Annotated in this window: 23 protein-coding genes and 2 pseudogenes; 6 read left to right on the forward strand and 19 right to left on the reverse strand. The window is 35.4% G+C overall.

Annotation, left to right across the window (positions count from 1 at the left end; genetic code table 11):
• Positions 1-6: 6 nt before the first annotated feature.
• From uxuA to MHB42_RS19115, 11 genes and pseudogenes are all read right to left on the reverse strand, one after another.
• Complete coding sequence (gene uxuA, locus MHB42_RS19065; RefSeq protein WP_340808145.1) at positions 7-1071, reverse strand: mannonate dehydratase; 1065 nt, start codon at positions 1069-1071, stop codon at positions 7-9.
• Between the two features lie 13 nt (positions 1072-1084).
• The gene (locus MHB42_RS19070; RefSeq protein WP_340808147.1) at positions 1085-1705 is read right to left on the reverse strand and encodes a bifunctional 2-keto-4-hydroxyglutarate aldolase/2-keto-3-deoxy-6-phosphogluconate aldolase; all 621 of its coding nucleotides are present in this window, start codon (positions 1703-1705) and stop codon (positions 1085-1087) included.
• A gap of 13 nt (positions 1706-1718) precedes the next feature.
• Positions 1719-2663, reverse strand: coding sequence for a sugar kinase (locus MHB42_RS19075; protein ID WP_340808148.1), 945 nt, complete (start codon positions 2661-2663; stop codon positions 1719-1721).
• A gap of 303 nt (positions 2664-2966) precedes the next feature.
• Entirely contained in the window at positions 2967-4013 is a 1047-nt protein-coding gene (locus MHB42_RS19080) for an alpha/beta fold hydrolase (RefSeq protein WP_340808150.1), read from the reverse strand.
• 57 nt (positions 4014-4070) lie between these two features.
• Positions 4071-4175, reverse strand: a pseudogene (locus MHB42_RS19085) (helix-turn-helix domain-containing protein); the annotation flags it as partial.
• A gap of 198 nt (positions 4176-4373) precedes the next feature.
• On the reverse strand, positions 4374-5633 hold the full coding sequence (locus MHB42_RS19090) for an Nramp family divalent metal transporter (protein ID WP_340808151.1): 1260 nt from the start codon (positions 5631-5633) through the stop codon (positions 4374-4376).
• Between the two features lie 87 nt (positions 5634-5720).
• Entirely contained in the window at positions 5721-6353 is a 633-nt protein-coding gene (locus tag MHB42_RS19095; RefSeq protein WP_340808152.1) for a helix-turn-helix transcriptional regulator, read from the reverse strand.
• A 16-nt stretch (positions 6354-6369) separates the two neighbouring features.
• Entirely contained in the window at positions 6370-7293 is a 924-nt protein-coding gene (locus MHB42_RS19100; RefSeq protein ID WP_340808154.1) for a glutaminase, read from the reverse strand.
• Positions 7259-8233, reverse strand: a complete 975-nt coding sequence (locus tag MHB42_RS19105) for an agmatinase family protein (protein ID WP_340808155.1) — start codon at positions 8231-8233, stop codon at positions 7259-7261. Before MHB42_RS19105 ends, MHB42_RS19100 begins: the two co-directional genes overlap by 35 nt.
• 195 nt (positions 8234-8428) lie before the next feature.
• On the reverse strand, positions 8429-9598 hold the full coding sequence (locus MHB42_RS19110) for a MalY/PatB family protein (protein ID WP_340808157.1): 1170 nt from the start codon (positions 9596-9598) through the stop codon (positions 8429-8431).
• Positions 9599-9872: 274 nt separating this feature from the next.
• Positions 9873-10241 (reverse strand): winged helix-turn-helix transcriptional regulator, encoded by a 369-nt coding sequence (locus MHB42_RS19115; RefSeq protein ID WP_340808158.1) that lies wholly within the window; start codon positions 10239-10241, stop codon positions 9873-9875.
• A 352-nt stretch (positions 10242-10593) separates the two neighbouring features.
• On the opposite strand from MHB42_RS19115, the gene MHB42_RS19120 reads away from it, so the two are divergent.
• Together MHB42_RS19120 and MHB42_RS19125 are read left to right on the forward strand one after the other, a co-directional pair.
• Positions 10594-11595, forward strand: coding sequence for a zinc-dependent alcohol dehydrogenase family protein (locus MHB42_RS19120; RefSeq protein WP_340808159.1), 1002 nt, complete (start codon positions 10594-10596; stop codon positions 11593-11595).
• A gap of 106 nt (positions 11596-11701) precedes the next feature.
• Positions 11702-12079, forward strand: a complete 378-nt coding sequence (locus tag MHB42_RS19125; RefSeq protein ID WP_340808161.1) for a DUF6220 domain-containing protein — start codon at positions 11702-11704, stop codon at positions 12077-12079.
• Between the two features lie 53 nt (positions 12080-12132).
• Here MHB42_RS19125 and MHB42_RS19130 read toward each other — a convergent pair.
• Positions 12133-12312 (reverse strand): annotated as a pseudogene (locus MHB42_RS19130) (winged helix-turn-helix domain-containing protein); the annotation flags it as partial.
• Between MHB42_RS19130 and MHB42_RS19135 the strand changes: the two are divergent.
• The 3 genes from MHB42_RS19135 (at position 12289) to MHB42_RS19145 (ending at position 13653) form a co-directional block, all read left to right on the forward strand.
• Complete coding sequence (locus MHB42_RS19135) at positions 12289-12588, forward strand: phosphatase PAP2 family protein (protein WP_340808162.1); 300 nt, start codon at positions 12289-12291, stop codon at positions 12586-12588. The pseudogene MHB42_RS19130 and the gene MHB42_RS19135 overlap by 24 nt on opposite strands.
• A 126-nt stretch (positions 12589-12714) precedes the next feature.
• Positions 12715-13029 (forward strand): PadR family transcriptional regulator, encoded by a 315-nt coding sequence (locus tag MHB42_RS19140; protein ID WP_340808163.1) that lies wholly within the window; start codon positions 12715-12717, stop codon positions 13027-13029.
• A 159-nt stretch (positions 13030-13188) separates the two neighbouring features.
• Entirely contained in the window at positions 13189-13653 is a 465-nt protein-coding gene (locus MHB42_RS19145) for a hypothetical protein (RefSeq protein ID WP_340808165.1), read from the forward strand.
• A 50-nt stretch (positions 13654-13703) separates the two neighbouring features.
• Here the strand turns inward: MHB42_RS19145 and MHB42_RS19150 are convergent, their stop codons facing one another.
• From MHB42_RS19150 to MHB42_RS19165, 4 genes are all read right to left on the reverse strand, one after another.
• A complete protein-coding gene (locus tag MHB42_RS19150; RefSeq protein WP_340808167.1) occupies positions 13704-14708 on the reverse strand; it encodes an anti sigma factor C-terminal domain-containing protein in 1005 nt (334 codons plus the stop codon).
• Entirely contained in the window at positions 14698-15186 is a 489-nt protein-coding gene (locus tag MHB42_RS19155) for an RNA polymerase sigma factor (protein ID WP_340808168.1), read from the reverse strand. The genes MHB42_RS19150 and MHB42_RS19155 overlap by 11 nt, the downstream gene beginning before the upstream one ends.
• Positions 15187-15346: 160 nt before the next feature.
• On the reverse strand, positions 15347-15856 hold the full coding sequence (locus MHB42_RS19160; protein ID WP_340808169.1) for a YfiT family bacillithiol transferase: 510 nt from the start codon (positions 15854-15856) through the stop codon (positions 15347-15349).
• A 328-nt stretch (positions 15857-16184) separates the two neighbouring features.
• Positions 16185-17483 (reverse strand): CitMHS family transporter, encoded by a 1299-nt coding sequence (locus tag MHB42_RS19165; RefSeq protein WP_340808170.1) that lies wholly within the window; start codon positions 17481-17483, stop codon positions 16185-16187.
• A gap of 1099 nt (positions 17484-18582) precedes the next feature.
• Here MHB42_RS19165 and MHB42_RS19170 point away from each other — a divergent pair.
• Positions 18583-19035 carry a VOC family protein gene (locus MHB42_RS19170; RefSeq protein WP_340808171.1) on the forward strand — a complete coding sequence of 151 codons (453 nt, stop codon included), beginning with the start codon at positions 18583-18585 and terminating at the stop codon, positions 19033-19035.
• A 152-nt stretch (positions 19036-19187) separates the two neighbouring features.
• Here MHB42_RS19170 and MHB42_RS19175 read toward each other — a convergent pair whose 3' ends face one another.
• The 3 genes from MHB42_RS19175 to MHB42_RS19185 form a co-directional block, all read right to left on the reverse strand.
• Positions 19188-19352: a hypothetical protein gene (locus MHB42_RS19175; RefSeq protein ID WP_340808172.1), complete on the reverse strand. Its 165-nt coding sequence runs from the start codon at positions 19350-19352 to the stop codon at positions 19188-19190.
• 500 nt (positions 19353-19852) lie between these two features.
• Positions 19853-19987 carry a hypothetical protein gene (locus MHB42_RS19180; RefSeq protein WP_340808173.1) on the reverse strand — a complete coding sequence of 45 codons (135 nt, stop codon included), beginning with the start codon at positions 19985-19987 and terminating at the stop codon, positions 19853-19855.
• Positions 19988-19998: 11 nt separating this feature from the next.
• Complete coding sequence (locus MHB42_RS19185) at positions 19999-20880, reverse strand: helix-turn-helix transcriptional regulator (protein ID WP_340808174.1); 882 nt, start codon at positions 20878-20880, stop codon at positions 19999-20001.
• Positions 20881-20987: the final 107 nt, after the last annotated feature.

Here is a 20987-nt window from a genome sequence, read left to right on the forward strand (position 1 = left end):
TGTCACCTATTTCTTTAAATTTTCATAAGCATCCCAAAGACCGTGTAAATACATAATGCCAAGTGCTCGGTCGTATAAGCCGTAGCCTGGGCGACATTGCTCTCCCCAAATATGACGACCATGATCTGGACGTACATAGCCTTCATAATTTTGCTCGTTTAATGTACGTACGATGTTTTTAATATCAATTGAGCCATCTGCTGTAAAATGAGATGTTTCAAAGAAGCTACCATCCTCTAAAATTTTTACATTACGAATATGAGCGAATGGTGCACGAGATGCATATTTTTCAGCAATGGCTACCATATCATTTTGAGGATCCGCCCCCATTGAGCCTGAGCAGAATGTAAATCCATTTGCTTTTGAATCTGAAATAGCAATTAGTTTTTCATAGCTTTCTGCGCCTGTAATAATACGTGGCAAGCCAAAGATCGAATATGGTGGATCATCTGGATGAATCGCCATTTGAATCCCTGCTTCTTCTGCTACTGGTAAAATTGCTTGTAAAAAGTAAGCTAGGTTATCCCATAATTGATTTTCATCTATTTCTTTGTACTGCTCAAATAATTCTGATAGTCGAGATAGACGCTCTGGTTCCCAGCCTGGAAGCGTTAAATCAGAAGAAGCACTTACTTCATTCACAAGCTCCTGTGGGTCTAAATTCATCACCTTTGATTTATCAAAATATAATGCCGTTGAGCCATCCTCTAAAGGATGGAATAGATCTGTACGTGTCCAGTCAAAAACAGGCATGAAATTATAGCAAATAACCTTTACACCCGCTTCGCCAAGATTGCGAATAGACTGTTTATAATTTTCAATATATTGATCACGAGTCGGTAAGCCTAATTTAATATCTTCATGTACATTTACACTTTCCACAACGTCCGCATGGAATCCGCAAGATTTAATATAGTCTACCTCTTCTTGAATGGCTTCCTTCGTCCATACTTCTCCAGCTGGTAATTGATGTAATGCCCATACAATTCCTTTTACATTTGGAATTTGTCTTACATCCTCTAATGTCACTGTATCATTGCCACGACCATACCATCTAAATGTCATATTCATTATTCAGTACCTCCTAGTTTGCTAGATTTTCTATATATGCTTTTGCTCGTTCAACAACACCTGCATAGCCATCTTTTGCATAGGCTTTATTTAAATCACTGCCAACACCCACTGCAACAGCGCCTGCTTCTAGCCATTCACCCATATTTGCTAAACCAACACCGCCTGTAGGCATAATCGTGACATTCGGTAATGGGCCTTTCACAGACTTAATAAAGCTTGGTTCAAACTGACTTGCTGGGAATAGCTTAATAATATCGCTGCCACCCTCAAGTGCTGTTACCATTTCTTTAATCGTCATACAGCCGGGTAAATATGGTATACTATAGCGATTACAAATAAGTGCAATGTCTGCATTATAGCTCGGACTTACAACAAATTTAGCACCATTTAAAATTGCATGACGCGCTGTTTCAGCATCTAACACTGTACCAGCGCCAATTAATGCATCACTATTGCGTAATGCTTTAAATGTATCTTCGATAAAAGGTGTTGTGTACGTTAATTCGATGGCTTGAATACCACCTTCAATAGCACCTTTTGAAATTTCTATTGCTTCTTCAGGTGAATTGCCTCGCACAACGGCTACAACCTTTGCAGCTGATAACGCTTTCAAAATTTCGATTTTTTGCATTGATCACAGCTCCTTAACGCTCAATTAATTTTTCATCTCCGATAAACTGCTTTAACTCTTGTAATGATGGAAGCCCCTCATTGTCTCCTTTAATTGTGGCAACAAGTGCACCAGCACCATTTGCTAAACGCAGACGCTCTGGAATATCATCACCATTTAAGTAGCTATAGACGTAAGCTGAATCAAAGGCATCCCCGGCTCCAACTGTATCAATTGCACGAATTGAAAATGCTTCACGATCATACTGTTCGGTTGCGGTATAAACGGAGGCTCCTTGCTCACCTTTTTTAATAATCATTTCATCTATGTGATATTGCTGTTGAACGTCCTGTATTGTACGTCCCTTAAATAAAAGTTCAAATTCGTCTTGTCCTGTAAGAAGGAGATTAACAAATGGGTATAGCTTTTCATATGCTGTACGAGCATCTTCTATTGTCCATAGCTTTAATCGTAAATTTGGATCAAAGGACACAGGAATATTTTTTGTCTTTGCTAATTGAATCAATTTTAATGCAACATCAACATTGTGCTCGCATACTGCTAAATACACACCGCTTATATGTAATAAATCAACATCATCCAACACTGATTCATCTAAGCGATCTGCTGTTAATTCAAATAAAGGTGATGGCTTACGATAATAAAACGATTTACCTGCCCCATCTTCCCGTATTTCCTTAAAATAAATGGAGGTTGGAATATGCGGTGTCCGCATAACATGTGATACATCAATGCCTTCACCACGAGCAAAGTTATAAATGACCTTGCCGAATTCGTCATCTCCGATACAACTGATCCATCTTGCTTCCATATCTAAACGCGTAATGCCTATTGCAAAATTAAGTTCTGCTCCACCCACAGCTCGTTCAAAGGAAGGAACAAATCGTAGAGGACCTGTTTTAGATGGATTAAAAACAACCATTGCATCACCAATCGTTGCAATCCGTTTATTTTTCAAATTTATTCATCCCCTTCATTAATAAAACGATTTAGTAAAACGTTTTATTAATACTAACATGATTTTTTTTATGTTGCAACAATAATCGGATTATTTAGATTGTTAGCACTAGCATTTTTCCTATATGCAAAAAACTCCTACAATCATCTTTTTAATGAATGTAGGGGGCTGATTTATTATGCCTATATGACCTTTCCTTATTTAAATAATAGGCGCGCCTTGATTCGATTGGACGCACACCTTCTTATATGCTTTAGCCTTTTATCCCGTATTAATGGCTGTAAGACCCCACTGATTGAAGGTTCACTTTATATTTTCCAAAAAACGAATGACAACATTTGTAAACTCCTTTGGCTTATCATAATGAATATCATGTCCAGGTGAATTGATATTCACTCTTACACCATTCTCTAACAAGCTCACAACTCGATCAGTATCCTCATCTGATAACGCAGCTACTAATAAATCGCCATCATAGCTCGTATTGGCTTTTAAAAATACTGTTGGGCTTTTAATTTTTGTTAGTATTTCAGCCTGATTATAATCCTCAAACCATGAATGATTATAAAATGTTTCCCCAAATTTACGGTCAAATGGATACGTTTCTGCTTCAAACATTCGATTAATTTGTGGTGGCAAATAAATTAAATGCACAGGCTTATTTGGATGCTTTCGATGATAGGCGCTAGCATCCTTTGAAAACTTACGCCATAGAAAATCCCCAAATATATTTTTCCAGTAACTGTTCTTTAATGCATACGTAAAGTAATCTTGAATTTCCTGTTGATTTTTAAAATCCTCATACATTTGAAATCCATAGACCCAAACATAGGTATTTTCACATCTATTCGGCTCTGTTGAAAAGAAAGGTGAATCTTCAATAATAGTTCCTAGCACTAATGCAGGATAATGTGCTGCCATCCAGGCTGCAAGCATTCCTCCTGATGAATGACCAGATATCACAGTAGGCTTACCTATTACTACTTCCATAAACTCAGCAAAATCCTTCGCCATTGCCTTAGCTGTATACTTCTCAGGATTCCAATCCGATTTTCCATGTCCATGACAATCAACAGCATAAACATGATAATGCTGTGCTAATTCAGGCAACACTTTTGAATAGTCCTCCCAAGTCATGCCTTGTCCATGAATTAATAGAAGAGGCGTTTTGCCATTTGCTGGACCTTCACCATAATTGAGTACAGTACCATCCTGTAATTTTATTTGCTTCTCAGAAAATCCTGCATTGTACATTTTCTTTAAAGGCTTCTTGATATACGTTATATTTTGATAAAAATAAGATGCAGCTAGTAGCACAATTAACAATAAGATAATAGCAATAAGCTTCATTCTCACGCCCCTCCCATTACAATAGAAGTTCCTAATTTATGCCCTTTAAAATTTCCAAAAAAGATTCTCTTTTGTTTTAAAATGATAATAGAAGCTCCTTTTACTACTACCAGAGCATTTCACGATATCACCAGCTGTAGTAGCATTGTCACCACCGTTCATTATAACATAGACAATTTATGGGCTACCCTCTCCCATTCTATATAACAGCATTAATAGGCGGCATAATCATGTTAGTCGTTGCAACCAACCCCTTGATATTACAAAGCAAAATCATCATTAAAATAAAATATTTTTCTTAACTAAAAGCCGAATTGTCTTAATCACCATAAGACAATTCGGCTCTTTTAACGGATTATATTATAAAAAGCTTGTCACAACATCTACTAAGCTATAGCCACCTAAGAAAACACAAACAGCTACAATAGCAACACCAATAATATTGCTGACTGTTTTATTCACATAGTTGCCTAGTAAGTCTTTATTATTCATAACAATTAATAGGTAAATTGCAACAATTGGTAATAAAATACCATTCAATGCTTGCGCTAATAATAGCACTTGCATTGGTTCAAAGCCTGTTGCAGATGTAATAATTCCAATCAGCATAACAATAGTAAAGACTAGCTTGAATTTTTTATTTTTCATACCGTCCTTCCAGCCAAAGACACTTGCCAATGTAACAGCTGCTCCAAGAGGGCTGGCAAGAGCGGAAGAAAAACCAGCAGCAAAAATACCAATACATAAAAATACTTTTGCCCATTCACCAAATAAAGGCTCTAGTTGAACAGATAAATCTGCAACATTCTTCACATCAGAGCCTAGCATTGTTGCACCAGCGGTAATTAAAATAGCTGCTGTAATAAGACCACCTACACCAATGGATAAAACTGTATCAAGACGAGCATCTTTTAAATCACTTGGCTTTGACCAATTTTCTTGTACCATAGATGAGTGAATAAAGAAATTATAAGGCACTACCGTTGTTCCAATTAACGCAATAATTGTTACAATGGATCCTGCTGGAATATTTGGCACAACAGAGTTTTTGAAAATGCTTGACCAATCAGGTTGTACAACAAACATCGTTGTGAAAAAAGTAATACTCATAATCACTACTAAAAAAATCATGACACGTTCAATAATTTTATAGCTGCCAGTTAAACCTAAAATCAGAATAAGAACCCCAATAAACGGACTGATAACATTTGCTGGAATACCGCCAAATAATGTAGACAGCCCCATAGATGTTCCAATCAAATCCCCAGATATATATGCTGAACAGCCAACCGCAATAGCAATGGCGATAATCCAAATTGAAGCAAATTTTAATAATGGTTGTTTAAATTGTTCCGAGATTGCTTGCCCTAAATCTTTTTTTGCAATAATACCGATTCTCGCTGCCATTTCCTGCAAAATAATAGTTGTAATAATGGAAAAGACCACTGCCCATAAAAGTGCAAAGCCAAAACTAGCCCCTGCCCGTGTAGCTGTTGTTACTGTTCCAGGACCGATAAAGGATGCTGCAATAACCGCTCCAGGACCGATTACTTTTAAACGTTGAAGCATTGTACGTTTACTTACTACAGTTAGTGTATTGTCATTTAACTTTTGTGTCATAGAACCATCCCCTTGAAATTGAAAGTATCAAGGACGTCTTAAAAAATCTCTATCAAACAAGTTGGATTGGTAGAGAAAATGAATCAATTATTCACTTTCTAAATAATTATAGATGGTCTGTTTTGTAACATTTAAAATATCAGCAACTTTATCTGTAGAACCTTGAACTAAAAATATCCCCTTCTTATCTAGGTTCTGTACAAAAGCAACTTTATCAATCTTTGCTGATATTGGTAAGGTTAAATTCAGCTCTATTAATGTTGTTTGAATAATTTGATCAAACATTTCTGTAATTGACGTCGCATAACTTTCATTAATTTGTGACTTAATATCAAATGGCATTAAAATATTTGTTAATAATTGATGCATATGAGCAAACTGCGTAATGTTGTAGTTGATACCAAATAAGCCGACAACTTTCCCACTATAATCTTTAATATATACAATAGAAGATTTAATTTTTACACCGTCTTTTGTTGTTGAATAAGTGCCTAAAACATCTTCTAAATTAGTAGGGTCTTTTTTTAATTGCTGTAAAACAAAATCTGTAATTGGAGCACCTAATTTACGACCTGTCAAATTACCCTTTATATAAATTAATGACTTTTCCATATTCGAAAAATCATGGACAACGACTTCACAACTTTCATCAAATATAGCGTAAATCGCATCAGCCATACGCAAATATGGGAGAAAAATAGGATTGATGGTTGAATTCATAAATATCCCTCTTTTTTTAGATTTGAGAAAATAGCTGTTTTAGGAAGTGAATACCTTTTACGCTATTTCCTTCATTGTTTAGTAATGGACTGTAAATACCTATACCTATCTTATCGAAAGTTGGATATTGGTTACAAGAAGATAACTTGTAAGAAAATATACTTCCAGAGATTCCACTTTTCGCAGCGATTTGTTGATTGTTCACTGCTAGGGGTGACTCACCATACAAACCACTTGCTAATAATGCTCTATGTGCATATCGAGCTATAGCATCATGAGTAATCAACTGCTGAAATTTATAACCAATTTTCGCCAAATCCTGTGTTGACATTTGTAATGAGCATAAGGTTAGATAGGTTTCTAGTGTATTTTCAATCGCATCTTCTAGTAAATCCAGTTTGTTTAGTGTGTGTAAAATTTCTTTGTTTCGCTCGCTATGCTGCCTCTCATAGGATAAGACATTCTCATCAATTGTTGTGACAACATTAAATTGCTGAGCTATAAATAATTGGATATTTCGAACTTTTTCAATTATTGAATGACCATCAATCATAGAAGTAATCGTTAATGCACCCGCATTAATAAAGGGATTTAAAATTGCACCATTCACATAAAATGCTGTAGCAGATTTTGTATTATAAGCAATAGATGAGGCTGTAATCCCTACTTTTTGCCTCACCTTATTTACACCGCATTGTTTTAAGACATAAAACAGTGAGAAAAACTTTGAAATGCTTTGAATCGTAAAATATTGTGGATATTGTCGATTGCTGAAAATATCCTGCTCTGAAAAAGCAATAGAAACTTCAAAATATTGAGAAGGCAAGTGCTCTAATATCGGTAAATGCGAAGGAAGATAACCCTCGACTTGCTTTGTTTCCCACTCATATGCTTGAGCTAACCACTTAGGCGTGAGCTGTGGCGTGTGCAGCTGTTTCATCTTGGCTTTGCTTGTAAACGATATCGCCGGCTAAAGCATAGAGTAAAAGTGTTGAAGCAAAGTGTGCCGATAATTGAGTAGGGTCTTGTTGAGGATAAATTTCAACAAAGTCCATACCAACAATGCCTTGTTTTGTTAATTCATAGACAAGTGTCAATAGCTCATAAGATGTTAAGCCATTTCCATCCACTGGACCACCTGGATTAAAAGCAAAATCTAATACATCACTACAAATGCTTAAGTACACAACATCAACATCTTTCGAAGCTTGTGCATAAATATCTTTTGCAAGCTGACGAATATCATGATGTTCGCGAATATCATTGACTGTAATTGTCACTGCACCAGCATTTTTAGCATTTTTTCCGCTTTCAGGCTTGTTACGTGGACCATGAATACCTGTATGAATAATGCTTTCATTACGCACATTTTCTTCTTCATATAAGCGTGCAAATGGACTGCAACGAGCAAATTGATCACCATTGTGTGAAGGAAGATTATCATAATGTGCATCTAGATGAACAATACCGACTTTTTTGCCCTTTTGAGTAAGTCCACGAACAATCGGATATGTAACACCGTGATCTCCACCTAAACCAATAATAAATTTCTCTGAATCCCAAAGCTCTGAAGCAAAGTTTGTAATACGGTTCATTGTTTCATCTACATCCGCAGGAACTATATCAATATCCCCTACATCTCCTAAACGAACATGTTCAAAAACATCTATATCATTTAGTTCTGGTAGATAGCCAGAATAGCGTCCTGAGCATAGGCGCATCACTTTTGGCCCTAGTTCACACCCTGTATAATCGCCCCAAGTTACAGCACCCTCCCATGGAATACCATAAATAATTGCATCTACCTGTGAGTAATCTTTTGTTTTTGAAAGATTGGCAGCACCTAACATACAAGGTGTATTACCATAAATATTTGTCATATTTCCAAACCCCTTTTTAATTTTTTTAAAATTATTTATAAAATTATTAAAATCTAATTTTTAATAATTGTCAAACAATTTTTATTAAATTTCAAAATTAATATGTCAAATAATCAGAGATATACGCATATAAAAAGCGTGACAATCAATATTGTTTTTATTGATTGCCACGCTTTATTTTAATTTTTTTAAAATCTATATTTGTGCTAGGGCGTAAGAGAAACGCTGTACAGCCTGTTCTATAATTGCACGAGGTGTAGCAATATTCATACGCACAAAGCCCTCTCCTTGTGGGCCATACTTTGAGCCTGGATCTAAGGCTAGTCCCGCTGCTAAAAGTTTTTCCATCATTTGCTGCTCATCAATACCTAATGGACGATAATCAATCCACAATAAATAAGTAGCATCAGATTTAGTGACGCGAATACCAGGAATTTTTGATAATTCATCAACAGCATAGTCCATATTTTCAGAAATATAGCTTAAAACTTCCTCTAACCAAGGTTGTCCATCTTGATAAACAGCAGCAACTACAGCATCAGCAAAAACATTTAAGCCATGGATACCATTGCTCATTGCATGCTCAGCAATTTGGCAATGATTCTCTACTGTAGAGGAAATCAGCATGGCAGCTTGAATACCAGCAATATTAAATGTTTTTGTAGGTGCAATGGCAGCAAAAACCATTGCTTTTTCAGCATCCTTAACAGTTAATATTGGGGTATGCTTTAAAGTTGGATTAATGACCAAATCGCAGTGAATTTCATCAGATAAAATAACGACATCATATTGAATAGCTAACTTAACAATTTGTTCCAGCGTTGAGCGTGACCAAACAATCCCCCCAGGATTATGAGGATTACATAAAATAAATAGCTTACTATGTTGGAAGGCTTCTTCAAGGCGTGCTAAGTCTAGTTGATAGGAGCCATTTTGTTCCTGCAGATGGCAAAATTCTACATGTCGCTTTTTTTGCTTTGTAATTTGAAAGAACGGCGGATAGACAGGAGGCGTCACAACAATCGTATCCCCTACATTTGTGAAACATTCAATAACATTTGCAATAATTGGAATCACACCCGGTTGAAATAGCATTTGCTGTTCTGGGATTGCCCAATGATGGTGCTGCTGATACCAATTTTGAATAGCTGTAATGGTTTTAGAGGACACCGTAGAATAACCAAAAATCGGATGCGTAAGACGTTCTGCTACAGCCTGTTGAATAATAGGTGGTGCAGCAAAATCCATATCAGCAATCCACATGGCTAGCATATCATCCGTACTTTGTACATTGTATACTGCATCTAGAGTATCCCACTTAACACAATTTGTTTGTCGACGACTAATAACTTCGTTTAATACCAAAGCATTCACCTTCTATTTCTTATAATATTGATTATTACTAAAATCATGATTGCACTTATTATAGTAGGCACACCAACTATAAATCAAATGAATATTAAAAAAATAATTATGAAAATAATTCATAATTATAGCAGATAAATGATTGATATAAGTTGAGGCTGGTAAATGCTCTTTCATAAAAAAAGAGATGCTGTAGCACCTCTCATTTTAATATTCTTCAGCGTACCAGCTATAATATCTCTTCTCTCAAAGAATTAACATTGTTCAGCTAATACTATAAATTTTCTGAGGCTTTTCGTTTCATTAAAACCTCATTTCCGTATGTATCTCCCCAATCACGCATCAGGTAAATAATTGGTTTTAATGTTTCTCCAAAGGCTGTAAGAGAGTATTCGACTTTTGGCGGAATTTGCCGATATATTTCACGATTTACAATACCATCACGTTCTAATTCACGAAGTTGCAGTGTTAACATACGCTTTGTTGTATAAGGCATCAGTCTTCCTAACTCATTAAAACGTTTAGGTCCAGCAATCAAATTATATAGTATGATTCCTTTCCATTTACCACCTATCACATCTACAGGAATAGCAACGGGACAAGCTGTTTTATCAGGGCATTTTTCAGTTTGAAATTCCTTCACAGTAACACTCCAATCTTTTAAGTATCAAATTATATACCATATTCCAAAATTAATACTATTCAACAAAAATGTGCGTACTATTAATTTTATTTTATATACCGTAATATTAACATTAAAGACTAAATATTTATATTTTTCTATCTATTTATTTCCACATTCTAATATGTATTAGAATATGCGTTATTTGCCTAATCGAGATAAATATTTAGTTATTTTCAACATCCATTACCTTGTATTAGAGGAGGGAGGATATAACAAATTTCAAGTTTTCTGTGCAGCAGAAGCACTCTCGCACCGCTACTACTATTATATAATCCAGAGTGAGGATACTATAACTTAAGGAGTGACCAATATGAAATCACAAATTATTCAATCTTTCGGTAAGCCATCCGTCTTTCAATTAGAGGATATTTCTAAACCTAGTCTAAAACCTGGACATGTACTTCTCGAAGTAAAGGCTTCAAGTGTAAATCCTATTGATACGAAAGTACGTGCTGGTGTTGTGCCAGCAGTCGCTCCAGAATTTCCAGCAGTTTTACATGGAGATGTCGCTGGTATTGTATGTGCAATAGGAGAAGGCGTTACTAAGTTTACCATTGGGGATGAGGTATACGGTTGTGCAGGTGGATTTAAAGGAACGTTTGGTGGGGCACTTGCAGAGTTTATGCTAGCCGACGCTGATTTACTTGCTCATAAACCGAAAAACTTGACGATGGAGGAGGCCGCTGCTTTACCATTAGTATCCATTACTGCTTGGGAAGCATTATTTAATCGCGCACGTCTTACATCTGACCAAAATATATTAATTCATGGGGCTACAGGCGGTGTGGGGCACGTAGCCATTCAATTAGCAAAATGGGTAGGAGCCAATGTTTACACAACTGCCTCTAGCAAGAAAAAATTAGAGATTGCTATGGACCTTGGTGCTGATGTAGCTATTAATTACCGAGAAGAAAGCGTCCAAGACTATGTACAAAAATATACAGATGGAAAAGGCTTTGACGTGGTATTTGATACTGTAGGTGGTGAAAACTTAGACCGCTCTTTTGAAGCAGCAGCAGTGCATGGAACAGTAGCTGCTATTGCGGCTCGTTCCACACACGACCTTTCTCCCGTTCATTCAAAAGGGCTTTCGCTTCATGTTACCTTTATGCTGTTAAAAATCTTAAATCCAGATATGCATAAGGATTACGGGGAAATTTTACAACGAATCACAAATGTAGTGGAGGAAGGAAAGCTACGCCCACTCGTAGATTCAACAATTTTTACGTTTGATGAAGTTGCAGAAGCTCATAGATACTTAGAGTCAGGTGAAGCATTAGGAAAGGTTGTTTTGAGAAATAATTGGTCATAAACCATTGCTGCCCTAAAAGCATTTAAGGAATATTTAATAATTATCTAATAAATTGTTTATTTTTCAATTGTATCCTTAACTTCAATATGAAACGGAGGATCATTGAATGCTAAAAACAGGGCGCTGGCTTTATAGTATGTTTGCAGCTATTTTTTTCATCTGTATACTAACACAATTTTTTCTAGCAGGTATGGCTATTTTCGGAGGAGGTCAATTCTGGGCTAATCATAAAATGCTTGTTCACTTATTTGGTCTTAATATAGCAGTAATCATGATGATTGGTGCTTTTATGGGTAGTGCTAAAAAGAATGATTATTTGGTTATTTTAGGATTATTTATTTCTATTATTACAATGTATGCAAGCGCCAATCTCGGATTTCACTATCCCTATTTAGGCGCATTGCATCCTATTTTAGGTATACTTATTACAATTTTATCTATTATAACTTTATATCGTTCAATCCGTTTATTGAAAGAGGCATAGTTTGCCAATAAAAACTCCGAGCTATCGGGCTTCACAAGATAGTTCGGAGTTTCTTATATTTTTATAAAGCGATAGCCTACGCCCCATACAGTTTCAATAAACTTTGGATTGGATGGGTTTTCCTCTATCTTTTCTCTTAGCTTTCGAATATGTACAGTAACGGTTGTTACATCTCCCATTGAATCCAATCCCCATATTCGTTCAAATAAATGCTCTTTGCTAAACACTCTATTTGTACAACACTATTCTTAAACAGTAAATCAACTAAGCGTATTTTTTATTTAATAGCAGCATCAGTTGTTGGTCTTTCACATATTTGGGGAGGTGTCCACTATCCAATCGATGTGTTAACAGCAGCTTTTATCGGTATTGCCATTGCATGTAGCTTATCTTCTTTTATTACTCGTTCAAGGGTCGTGCTAAGTATAGTCAATCTATACGATCATCTAACAAAAAGGGTTAAAAAAGCGGCTAATGACCAAACGAATATCTCGGAAAGGGAAGGCTAAAGCTCAATATAAGCTCCTACAAAACATTCATCTGAATTTCTTTTTTACTAATTCCTAAATGCTACTTTTGTAAAGAAAAGATTTATGTAAGATTAAGAATAAATGAATGTAAAGGCATGATGTATAGTGAATAAAGAAATGTTAAAGGGAACAATTGATTTATTGATACTTTCCACCTTAGCTCTAGCAGATAATTATGGATACGAAATTTCCAAAGAAATAAAAGACCGAACAGAGGGGATGTTTGAAATTCAAGAAGCTTCCCTCTATCTGTCATTAAAGCGGCTAGAAAAAAATAATTGTATTGAAGCATATTGGGGTACTCAAAGTCATGGAGGAAAACGAAAATATTATCGTTTAACGGACTTAGGGAGTAAACAGTTAGAAGAGATAAAACGTGATTGGATAAAGGTTTCGGAAATGGTAAAACGTTTTTTATAAAGGAGTGGGTTCATTTACATTTTTTCCTTTAATCAATTAAAGTATAAGAGCATATTAATCTTATCCATCTTAATTTTTGGTTTCTCATATTTTATGGATACTTTCAATCAACCCTAGCAATCCCACATAGCCTATTTAGTTGGATATGCATTAGCCATTATGATTGCAAGCTTCTGGGGAATTTTAAACTATATTGATCATTTACGCATCGATCCTCTTTACAAACAGGCAATTACAATTCATAAATTTATCGCTGAGTTGGAGCTTAATGCGGATGATAAATTAGAATTGGCAGCTTATATGGAGGATTATGTAAATGATCAAGTGGTGAACGGCGAAGATACTAAAAGTGCGACGGAAAAGGTAATTAGTCAATTTAAAGTAAAAGAAATTATAGGAAATCAACTGAACAAGGATATGTTCTTTTTCCATTCTCATCATTACTTACTTGGAAATGGGCTAATTTTATTGTTAATAGGTATTGTTTTCTGGTTTTTATTTTCTCAATTTCATTTGATAACATTGGTGACCATACAATTACTAGGAATTTGCTATGCTTTTGGATTTTGGCTATTATTTGTGCTTTACAAATTTTTAAATATAATCTTAAAGAAAAAAGCTTAAAAACATTTAAAGTAGTGACCCTCCCATTTTGTGCGGAGGATCACTATTTTCTATTTTCGATCAAATATTACCCCAAACGTAGATGCTTTTACATATGGCTGATCCTTTAACAACATGAGCTGCTCTGGTGTACCAGATACAACAGCCCCAATAACCTTTATATCATCGCTCTCCAATTTGCCATCCTTCCCTACTAAAGCCTGATAAACCTGATTCGTTTCCCATTCAAAATTCTTACTTTTATGAAGAAGTTCAATATGCTGAATAAAACTATCCACCTCATTGCTTGCAGAGCGTCGGGTTATTGGCTTTGATTGCTCTGATTGAAAGCCGTAAATAAATGGAGAATTAGCTTGAATTGTACTCTGATCTTTCTCCAAAAATGCCGTTATATCTTTTGTAAAGGCATCCACCCACCACCAGTCTGCCTGTACCCCTGATGGCAGCTTGCTTTTTATTTCATCAAAATCATATGCTGAATCAAAGGATATCGCTAACTCAACTAAAGTATTTTCCTCCAATTGGTTGAGCTCACCTATACTATCTTGATAAACATCATATGAAATTTTAGGGTGGTAAAAGAACATTTCTCGATCACCCGTATATTCATTAAACCGTTCCAATTGGGAAGTTTCTGCTAATGATTCTGAGCCTTCGAATTGAATTGGGTCTGAACTATAATTTCGTGTAAGCGCGCCAAATAAATTGTAATCACTTTCAAGAGGTTGCCAAATATATGGTCGATGCTGCTCTCCAAGCACCTTATAGGTTGTTGTTGTTATTCTCCCACCAAGCAAATCATCATCATATAGCTGATTACTAATTTGAACATTTGGAGCACTAATTGCGTTAAATAATTGAATATCATCCATTACCTTTTGAGCACTATTTAATGATAAATACCTAAGACCATACCAAAATACTACTAAAACAATTGGCGTAACGATAATTGCTATACCTGTCATTTTTATCGTTGACCAAAGCTTTGCCCTTCTCATTATTTTTTTCGTCTGCTTGTCATCAAATAAAAAATCAGGCTGCTCCTTATTCATCATCTATCTCCTCCTGAAAGCGTGTTGTAAATTCTTCCTTAGCACGTCTAACATGCGTTTTTAATGTATTTTCATTTTTACTCATTAAGGCTGAAATTTCTTTATACGATAAGCCTAGCTCATATTTAAGGACTAATAATTCCTGATGTAAGATAGACAACGTTTCAAGTGTGCTTCTTATATCCTTTACTCTTTCATTTTTTAGCGCTTGAATTTCAGGGATATTCGTCAATGCGGTCAATTGCATCTCATCCAATTCCGTTGTTGGATGACGCTGCTCTTTTCTTTTCATATCATAAAATTGATTGGTGGCTACGCGATAGAGCCAGCTCATGACCTTATCTGATTGAATGCCATCCTTATGTAACAAAAATTTATAGCATGTATCCTGAACAATATCTTCTGCATCCTCATGGGCTAATCCCCGCTTTCTTAAATAACGATATAACAGGATTCCTGCCTGCTGTAAAAACTTATTCATCGATTGCTTCGCTACGTCCCCCTCCCTTCTGCCTATACAACGCACAACTCTATGGAAAGTTTACATGTGCTGGTAAATAAATTTTTTATTCCATAAAAAAAATTATCTCTCCTCATAGAAGAAAGATAATTTTCAATAAAGCTTATTATAATCAAATGTATTATTTTGCTAAGGCGATTTTTATATGTGCTAAGTGGTGCTCCTCGTGCCAAGAAAGCTTTGCGAGTTTTGCTGCTACCTTAATTTCACCTGCTTGCTGATGTGTGAAGGTGCGGCTTAATTGTTCCTCTACTAAGCTATTCCCTAAAGCAACAATACGCTCATTTATACCTTCTAGCATTTTAATCGAGCTTTCTACAGGAAGCTTTGTGTCTGGCTGAATCGCCCATTTTTCCTCATCAAAGGCAGGCACAGTTGGATTATTATCCGTTAATGCAAGCTTTAAGCGCTGATACATATTGAGCTGTGAGTCGGCAATATGGTGGACAAGCTGGCGCACATTCCAGCTACCCTCACGATACGTTTTGTTTAAATCCGCATCACTTATCCCATCCACTGTTGCACGCAAACGCTCTGTATATGTCGCGATTTGCTTTAACCATTGCTGCACGTCTTCTAGCCTAACATGTTCAGGAACTTGCAATTGACCAATTGGGTATTTTACATCCATTTTCCATCTTCCTTCCTTATTTTGTCTTAGCTTTAACTATACCTAATAGACTTAGTTGTTGCACTCTTTTTGTTTTTCATTTATGTCCTATAAAATTTAACTAGCTATTTTCAACAAGCATTATAGCTTTAAAATAAGTTTGATTAAAAGCTGTTTGAATTTGTTATTGCTAACCTTAAGTGTCCTACAAAGTGCAGTGCAGTACACTATTATTGTTATTTCCCCCACAATAAAAACTATCCTTTACTCATTATTTTTGTAAAGGATAGTTTTATCAAGCGATTCTATATATTCAGAAATTTTAAGTGAAAATATATCACCTACTAACTTAAAGCGAAATTGCGCCTATTAGGACTGCTGTAATGGTCATTACTATATTTGCTCCAAGCGCCCATTTTAAAAGGTATTTTTGATGCTCTCCAAACCCTACTCCTACTAATCCGATAAGAATAAATGTAGCAGGAACCAAGGGCGACAATGGATAGCCAACTGTTGAATGACCTAACAGAGCCGCACGCCCTATTTCAACGGGATCAATTCCAAAGCTAGTCGCTGTTTCACTAATAATCGGAAGAATTCCGAAGTAATAGGCATCAGGTGAAAAGACGAAGCCAAGAGGTATACTCGTTAGCGCCACCACTAAAGGTAAATGTGCGCCAAGCCATTCGGGAATAACCAAAACGATTGTAGAAGCCATTGCATCCATCATACCAGTTCCACTAAATACACCCGTAAATATGCCTGCAGCGAAAACTAATGTACTAATCAGCACAAAGTTATTTGCATGGCTTAAAATCATTTTTTGTTGTTCTACTGGATTAGGGAAGTTTACAAGCAATGCAATAGCGAATGCTGTCGCAAACAAAATTTGAATTGGTAACACTTCCATCACTAACATTACCATAAGAGCAGTTGTCAAAACCAAGTTAAACCAGAATAATTTCGAAGCTGGTCTACTGCCCTCAACTGTAGCAGCTTGTTCTGCTAAAGCTCTAAAAGATTCCGATTGAATAAACCCTAATCTTTCCCGTTCCTTCTTACCCAGTATATAGGCGACAAAAAGCGTCCATAGAAGACCAGCTATCATAACTGGGATAATCGGAATAAATAAATCGTAAATTTCTACATGAAGACTAGCTGCCGCTCTTACTAGAGGTCCTCCCCAGGGAATGATATTCATTATTCCAGCCGCTAATGAAACAACACACGCTAATACAAGCCGATTTAAACCTAGTCTTTTGTAAATCGGAAGCAATGCTGAAATTGTAATCATAAACGTTGAAGAGCCATCTCCGTCCAAACCAACTAATATTGTCATAACCGCAGTAGCTAAAACAAGCTTTAGCGGATCGCCTTTTACGAAATTAAGTATTTTGGCAATCAGAGGGTCAAATAAACCAACATCAATCATCAAACCGAAATATAAAATAGCAAAAACAATCATTACTGCTGTAGGTGTTACTTTTATAATTCCATCCATCATCATTTGTCCCATCTCAGCGCTAAACCCACCAATTAAGGCAAAAACGACAGCAACCAAAACGAAAGCTACTACAACTGAAAGCCGCTTAGTTAAAACTAACAGCAGAAAAGTTGCGATCATACAAAAACCTAAAATAGACAACATTTATAATCCCTCCACTTTATATAACAAGAAACACATATTTTATCGTTTAAGAAGAATTCCTTATATCTTAGCGAAAAATTCCTCCTTCTACGAATTTACACTATTATTCAATAACAACCATCCCGAAAACTTAATAATACAAATATTCTAATAATTTAATTTAAAAATAAATTCTCTTTCATGTTGTCTATTTTCTATCTAATCTGCTTATTGTCTATATGATTTTAAAGGCTCTATCAAACAAAAAACAGTCGCTTTTTATTATATCATCATAAAAGATAGAGTTATACAATAAAAATGGTAAAAGAGCAATTCTTTGTAGTAGATTTAATGGAAGCGAAAACGAAGCTAATAAAAATCAAGAATCACGGAGTTTTATCGATTATTTTCATTTAAATTATAAAGTAATTTAAAATTTTTGGTGATTATGAGGATGATTTTATGAAAAAACTATATATGCAGAAAGTAATTCTAGGTATGCTCCTTTTTTAGCTGCTTGTGTTCCTTGAGGCAAGGAAAGATATTTTCAAGTATCTTTTGTTCAAGCCGAACCAGATAGTCATTTTGAAGTAGAATTATTACTGCTTACTGACTACGCTGGAAAAACTGCCCCTTCACTAGAAACAGTAAAATTTGAGATTGAGGATACAAATATAAAAGGTACTATTGAGATTGATCGTACTAGTATTACTAATGATAAAGTAAATAGTATTATTGAGGAGGGACAACAACTCAATTTAAAAATTGAATATGCTGAAGGTCAAAATTATATAATAAATAAAACTATAAAGCTGAATAATAACGGCTCTCCTATTGACTATTATAAAGAATGATTAATCATTGAATAGAAGAGCTTACATTATTTTAACGACTTTATTGTAAATTAACTATACTATAATAACTAATATATCTATAAATAATTATCAAAAAATTAACAATAAGAGATATATGTTATTGGATGATGAAATATTTAAAGTATTAAGATAGCAGCAGACATACTATTATGCCTTAAAGCAATATTTTATCTATTTACAAAAGAAAAAATAGTAGTTATGAAGATGTTCAGATAATAAATTTTTACACAGAAGGAGATATGATTATGGAAAAAAGCAAATTACTAAGAATGGACAATGTCGGTATCGTTGTAGAATCTCTTGATGACGCAATCTCTTTCTTTGAGGAGATTGGCTTGAAGCTTGAAGGGCGAACTATTGTCGAAGGTGAATGGGCTGGTCGCGTAACCGGCTTAGGTTCTCAGTGCGTAGAGATTGCTATGATGGTTACTCCAGATGGTCACAGCCGACTTGAGCTTTCACGATTTCTCAACCCACCTACTATATCAGATCACAGGATGGCTCCTGTCAACGCTCTTGGTTATCTACGCGTCATGTTCGCCGTTGAAGACATTGACGAGATGGTATCCAGACTCACTAAGTATGGTGCTCAGCTCGTTGGCGAAGTAGTTCAGTACGGGGACTCGTATCGACTCTGCTACATTCGTGGCATCGAAGGACTGCTAATCGGTTTAGCAGAACAACTCAATAACAAATAAGTAAGTGACATTTTATAAAAAAGCCTTTACTGAAGCAAAATATTTGAACAAAATTCTTAGAGCGTGATTGTTGGACAAGAAGTAAAGGAGTGATAGATGTTAGTCATTGACTAATATCTATCACTCCTTAATTTAAATCTCGATAATGTAAATTAAACAACTTTATTATTCGAACAAATGTCCCCACATAATAATACCATTCCCACCCGCTCCACTCCACCTTCACCCCTCAAACCCTTGCCACACTTGCCCTCACGCCCTTTTTTCACCCTTTCCCCATTTCCGTTAAAGAATAATAACATTCCCGCTTTTTTCACCCTTTTTCCTCATTTGTGTAACGATTTTTCACTGATTTTGACATAATAATAACGTGGAATAGATGTAAGGTTCAAGGAGAGAGTAGAGGTAAGATTTAAGGTTAGAAGGAGCGGGTTTCCCTACTTTCTTTCCCACTTTTGCTCATGCTTTTTCTTCTTCTTTTTTGTTGCGAATCCCTTTCGTTGCTTGCTTTCTCATGCTTTTCTTCATGCTTTTTCTCATGCGTTTCTCGCCCTTTTCCCCGCCTTTTTTCGGGCATAAAAAGACCGAAGGTCTGCCTGAATCGAATCAGGAAACTTTCGGTTTTAGGAACGTTCTTTTTATTTAAGGAACGGTTTTATTGTTTAAGAAGCGGTATTAATGTTTTGAGACATAGTAGCTGTAAGGTTTAAGGAAGATCATTCTTATTTCTCCAAACCTTATGTATTAATTCTTCTAACTGATCAATAATTTCAACTAATCAAGCATAGGAGGCTTTTCATTTACAAGACTCATGATTTCATTCACATTTAACTTGTTCTTTTCTTTCCTTCTTTAAATAACCTATTCCAACTACCAAGCAAAGAATAATTGCCATATTAATACCACCAAGATGCAAAAAACTTTTCATTAAAGCCGTTAGAAAATTTAACATATTATCTACTCCTATTCTTCAAAAGATAAATTGACAGGTTCCTCTAACAAATCAGAAGAAAAATCAATGTTAGTTGTTGGTGTTTGTTTATCAACTTCCTCAAATTTAAGTTCATCAATCCACACTTGTCCATTTCCCGATAGTAAAACACCAAAAGCAATGACCGCACTGTTTTCAGGCACATCTAAAACAATATGATAATGATTCCACTCATTATTTCCTACAATTGGGCGATCACTCATATTATCAAATTGCAATACATCCCCAAGTGAATCATCTACACGCATCCAAAATCCACAAGATCCATCAACATCTTTTGTTTTAATAAAACCAGAAAGTTTTATCCTTTTGCCAAGATACTTTTCTGCTTTGAATTGTTGCATCATTGTTGCAAATTCACCTTGTGATTGGACAGTAACAGCTTTTAAGAATCCAGATGCTCTTCCTTTATGAACATTTTCTCTATCAATTCCCATCTTATAATTAAACGGATGACTACCGCTTAAATTCCATCCTTTTAGTAATTGTTCATTTTTCAAATTGATTTCCTCCTTTTGTATGGTTAATTTACCCATGATTTTACGATATTGCCCTGGTGGTAATTGATAATACTTTTTAAACGAACGGGTATATGATTCTTGTGTTTCAAAGCGAAAATAGAAAGCAATATCTATGATCTTTTCATCTGAATAAAGTAGCATGTTAGCTGAATTGGCAATTCTTCTGTACCGAATATATTCAGATGCAGTCACGCCAACCTCCTTTTGGAAAATACGAAGAAAATGGTATTTTGAGAATCCTGCGAACTGAGCAACGCTTTCTAAAGATAACTCTTCATGTAAGTTCATCTCTATATACTCGATTGTTTTTTGAATGATGGGGCTATAGCTCATTTCATGAACCTCCTTACAAATAAGATAACAAAAACAGATAATTGTTTTTTGACATATATTGCTTTGTTATTCAAAGCTCTTGATAAAAACAACTATATGTTGAAGGC

Source organism: Lysinibacillus sp. FSL K6-0232 (assembly GCF_038008325.1).
Classification (GTDB): Bacteria; Bacillota; Bacilli; order Bacillales_A; family Planococcaceae; genus Lysinibacillus.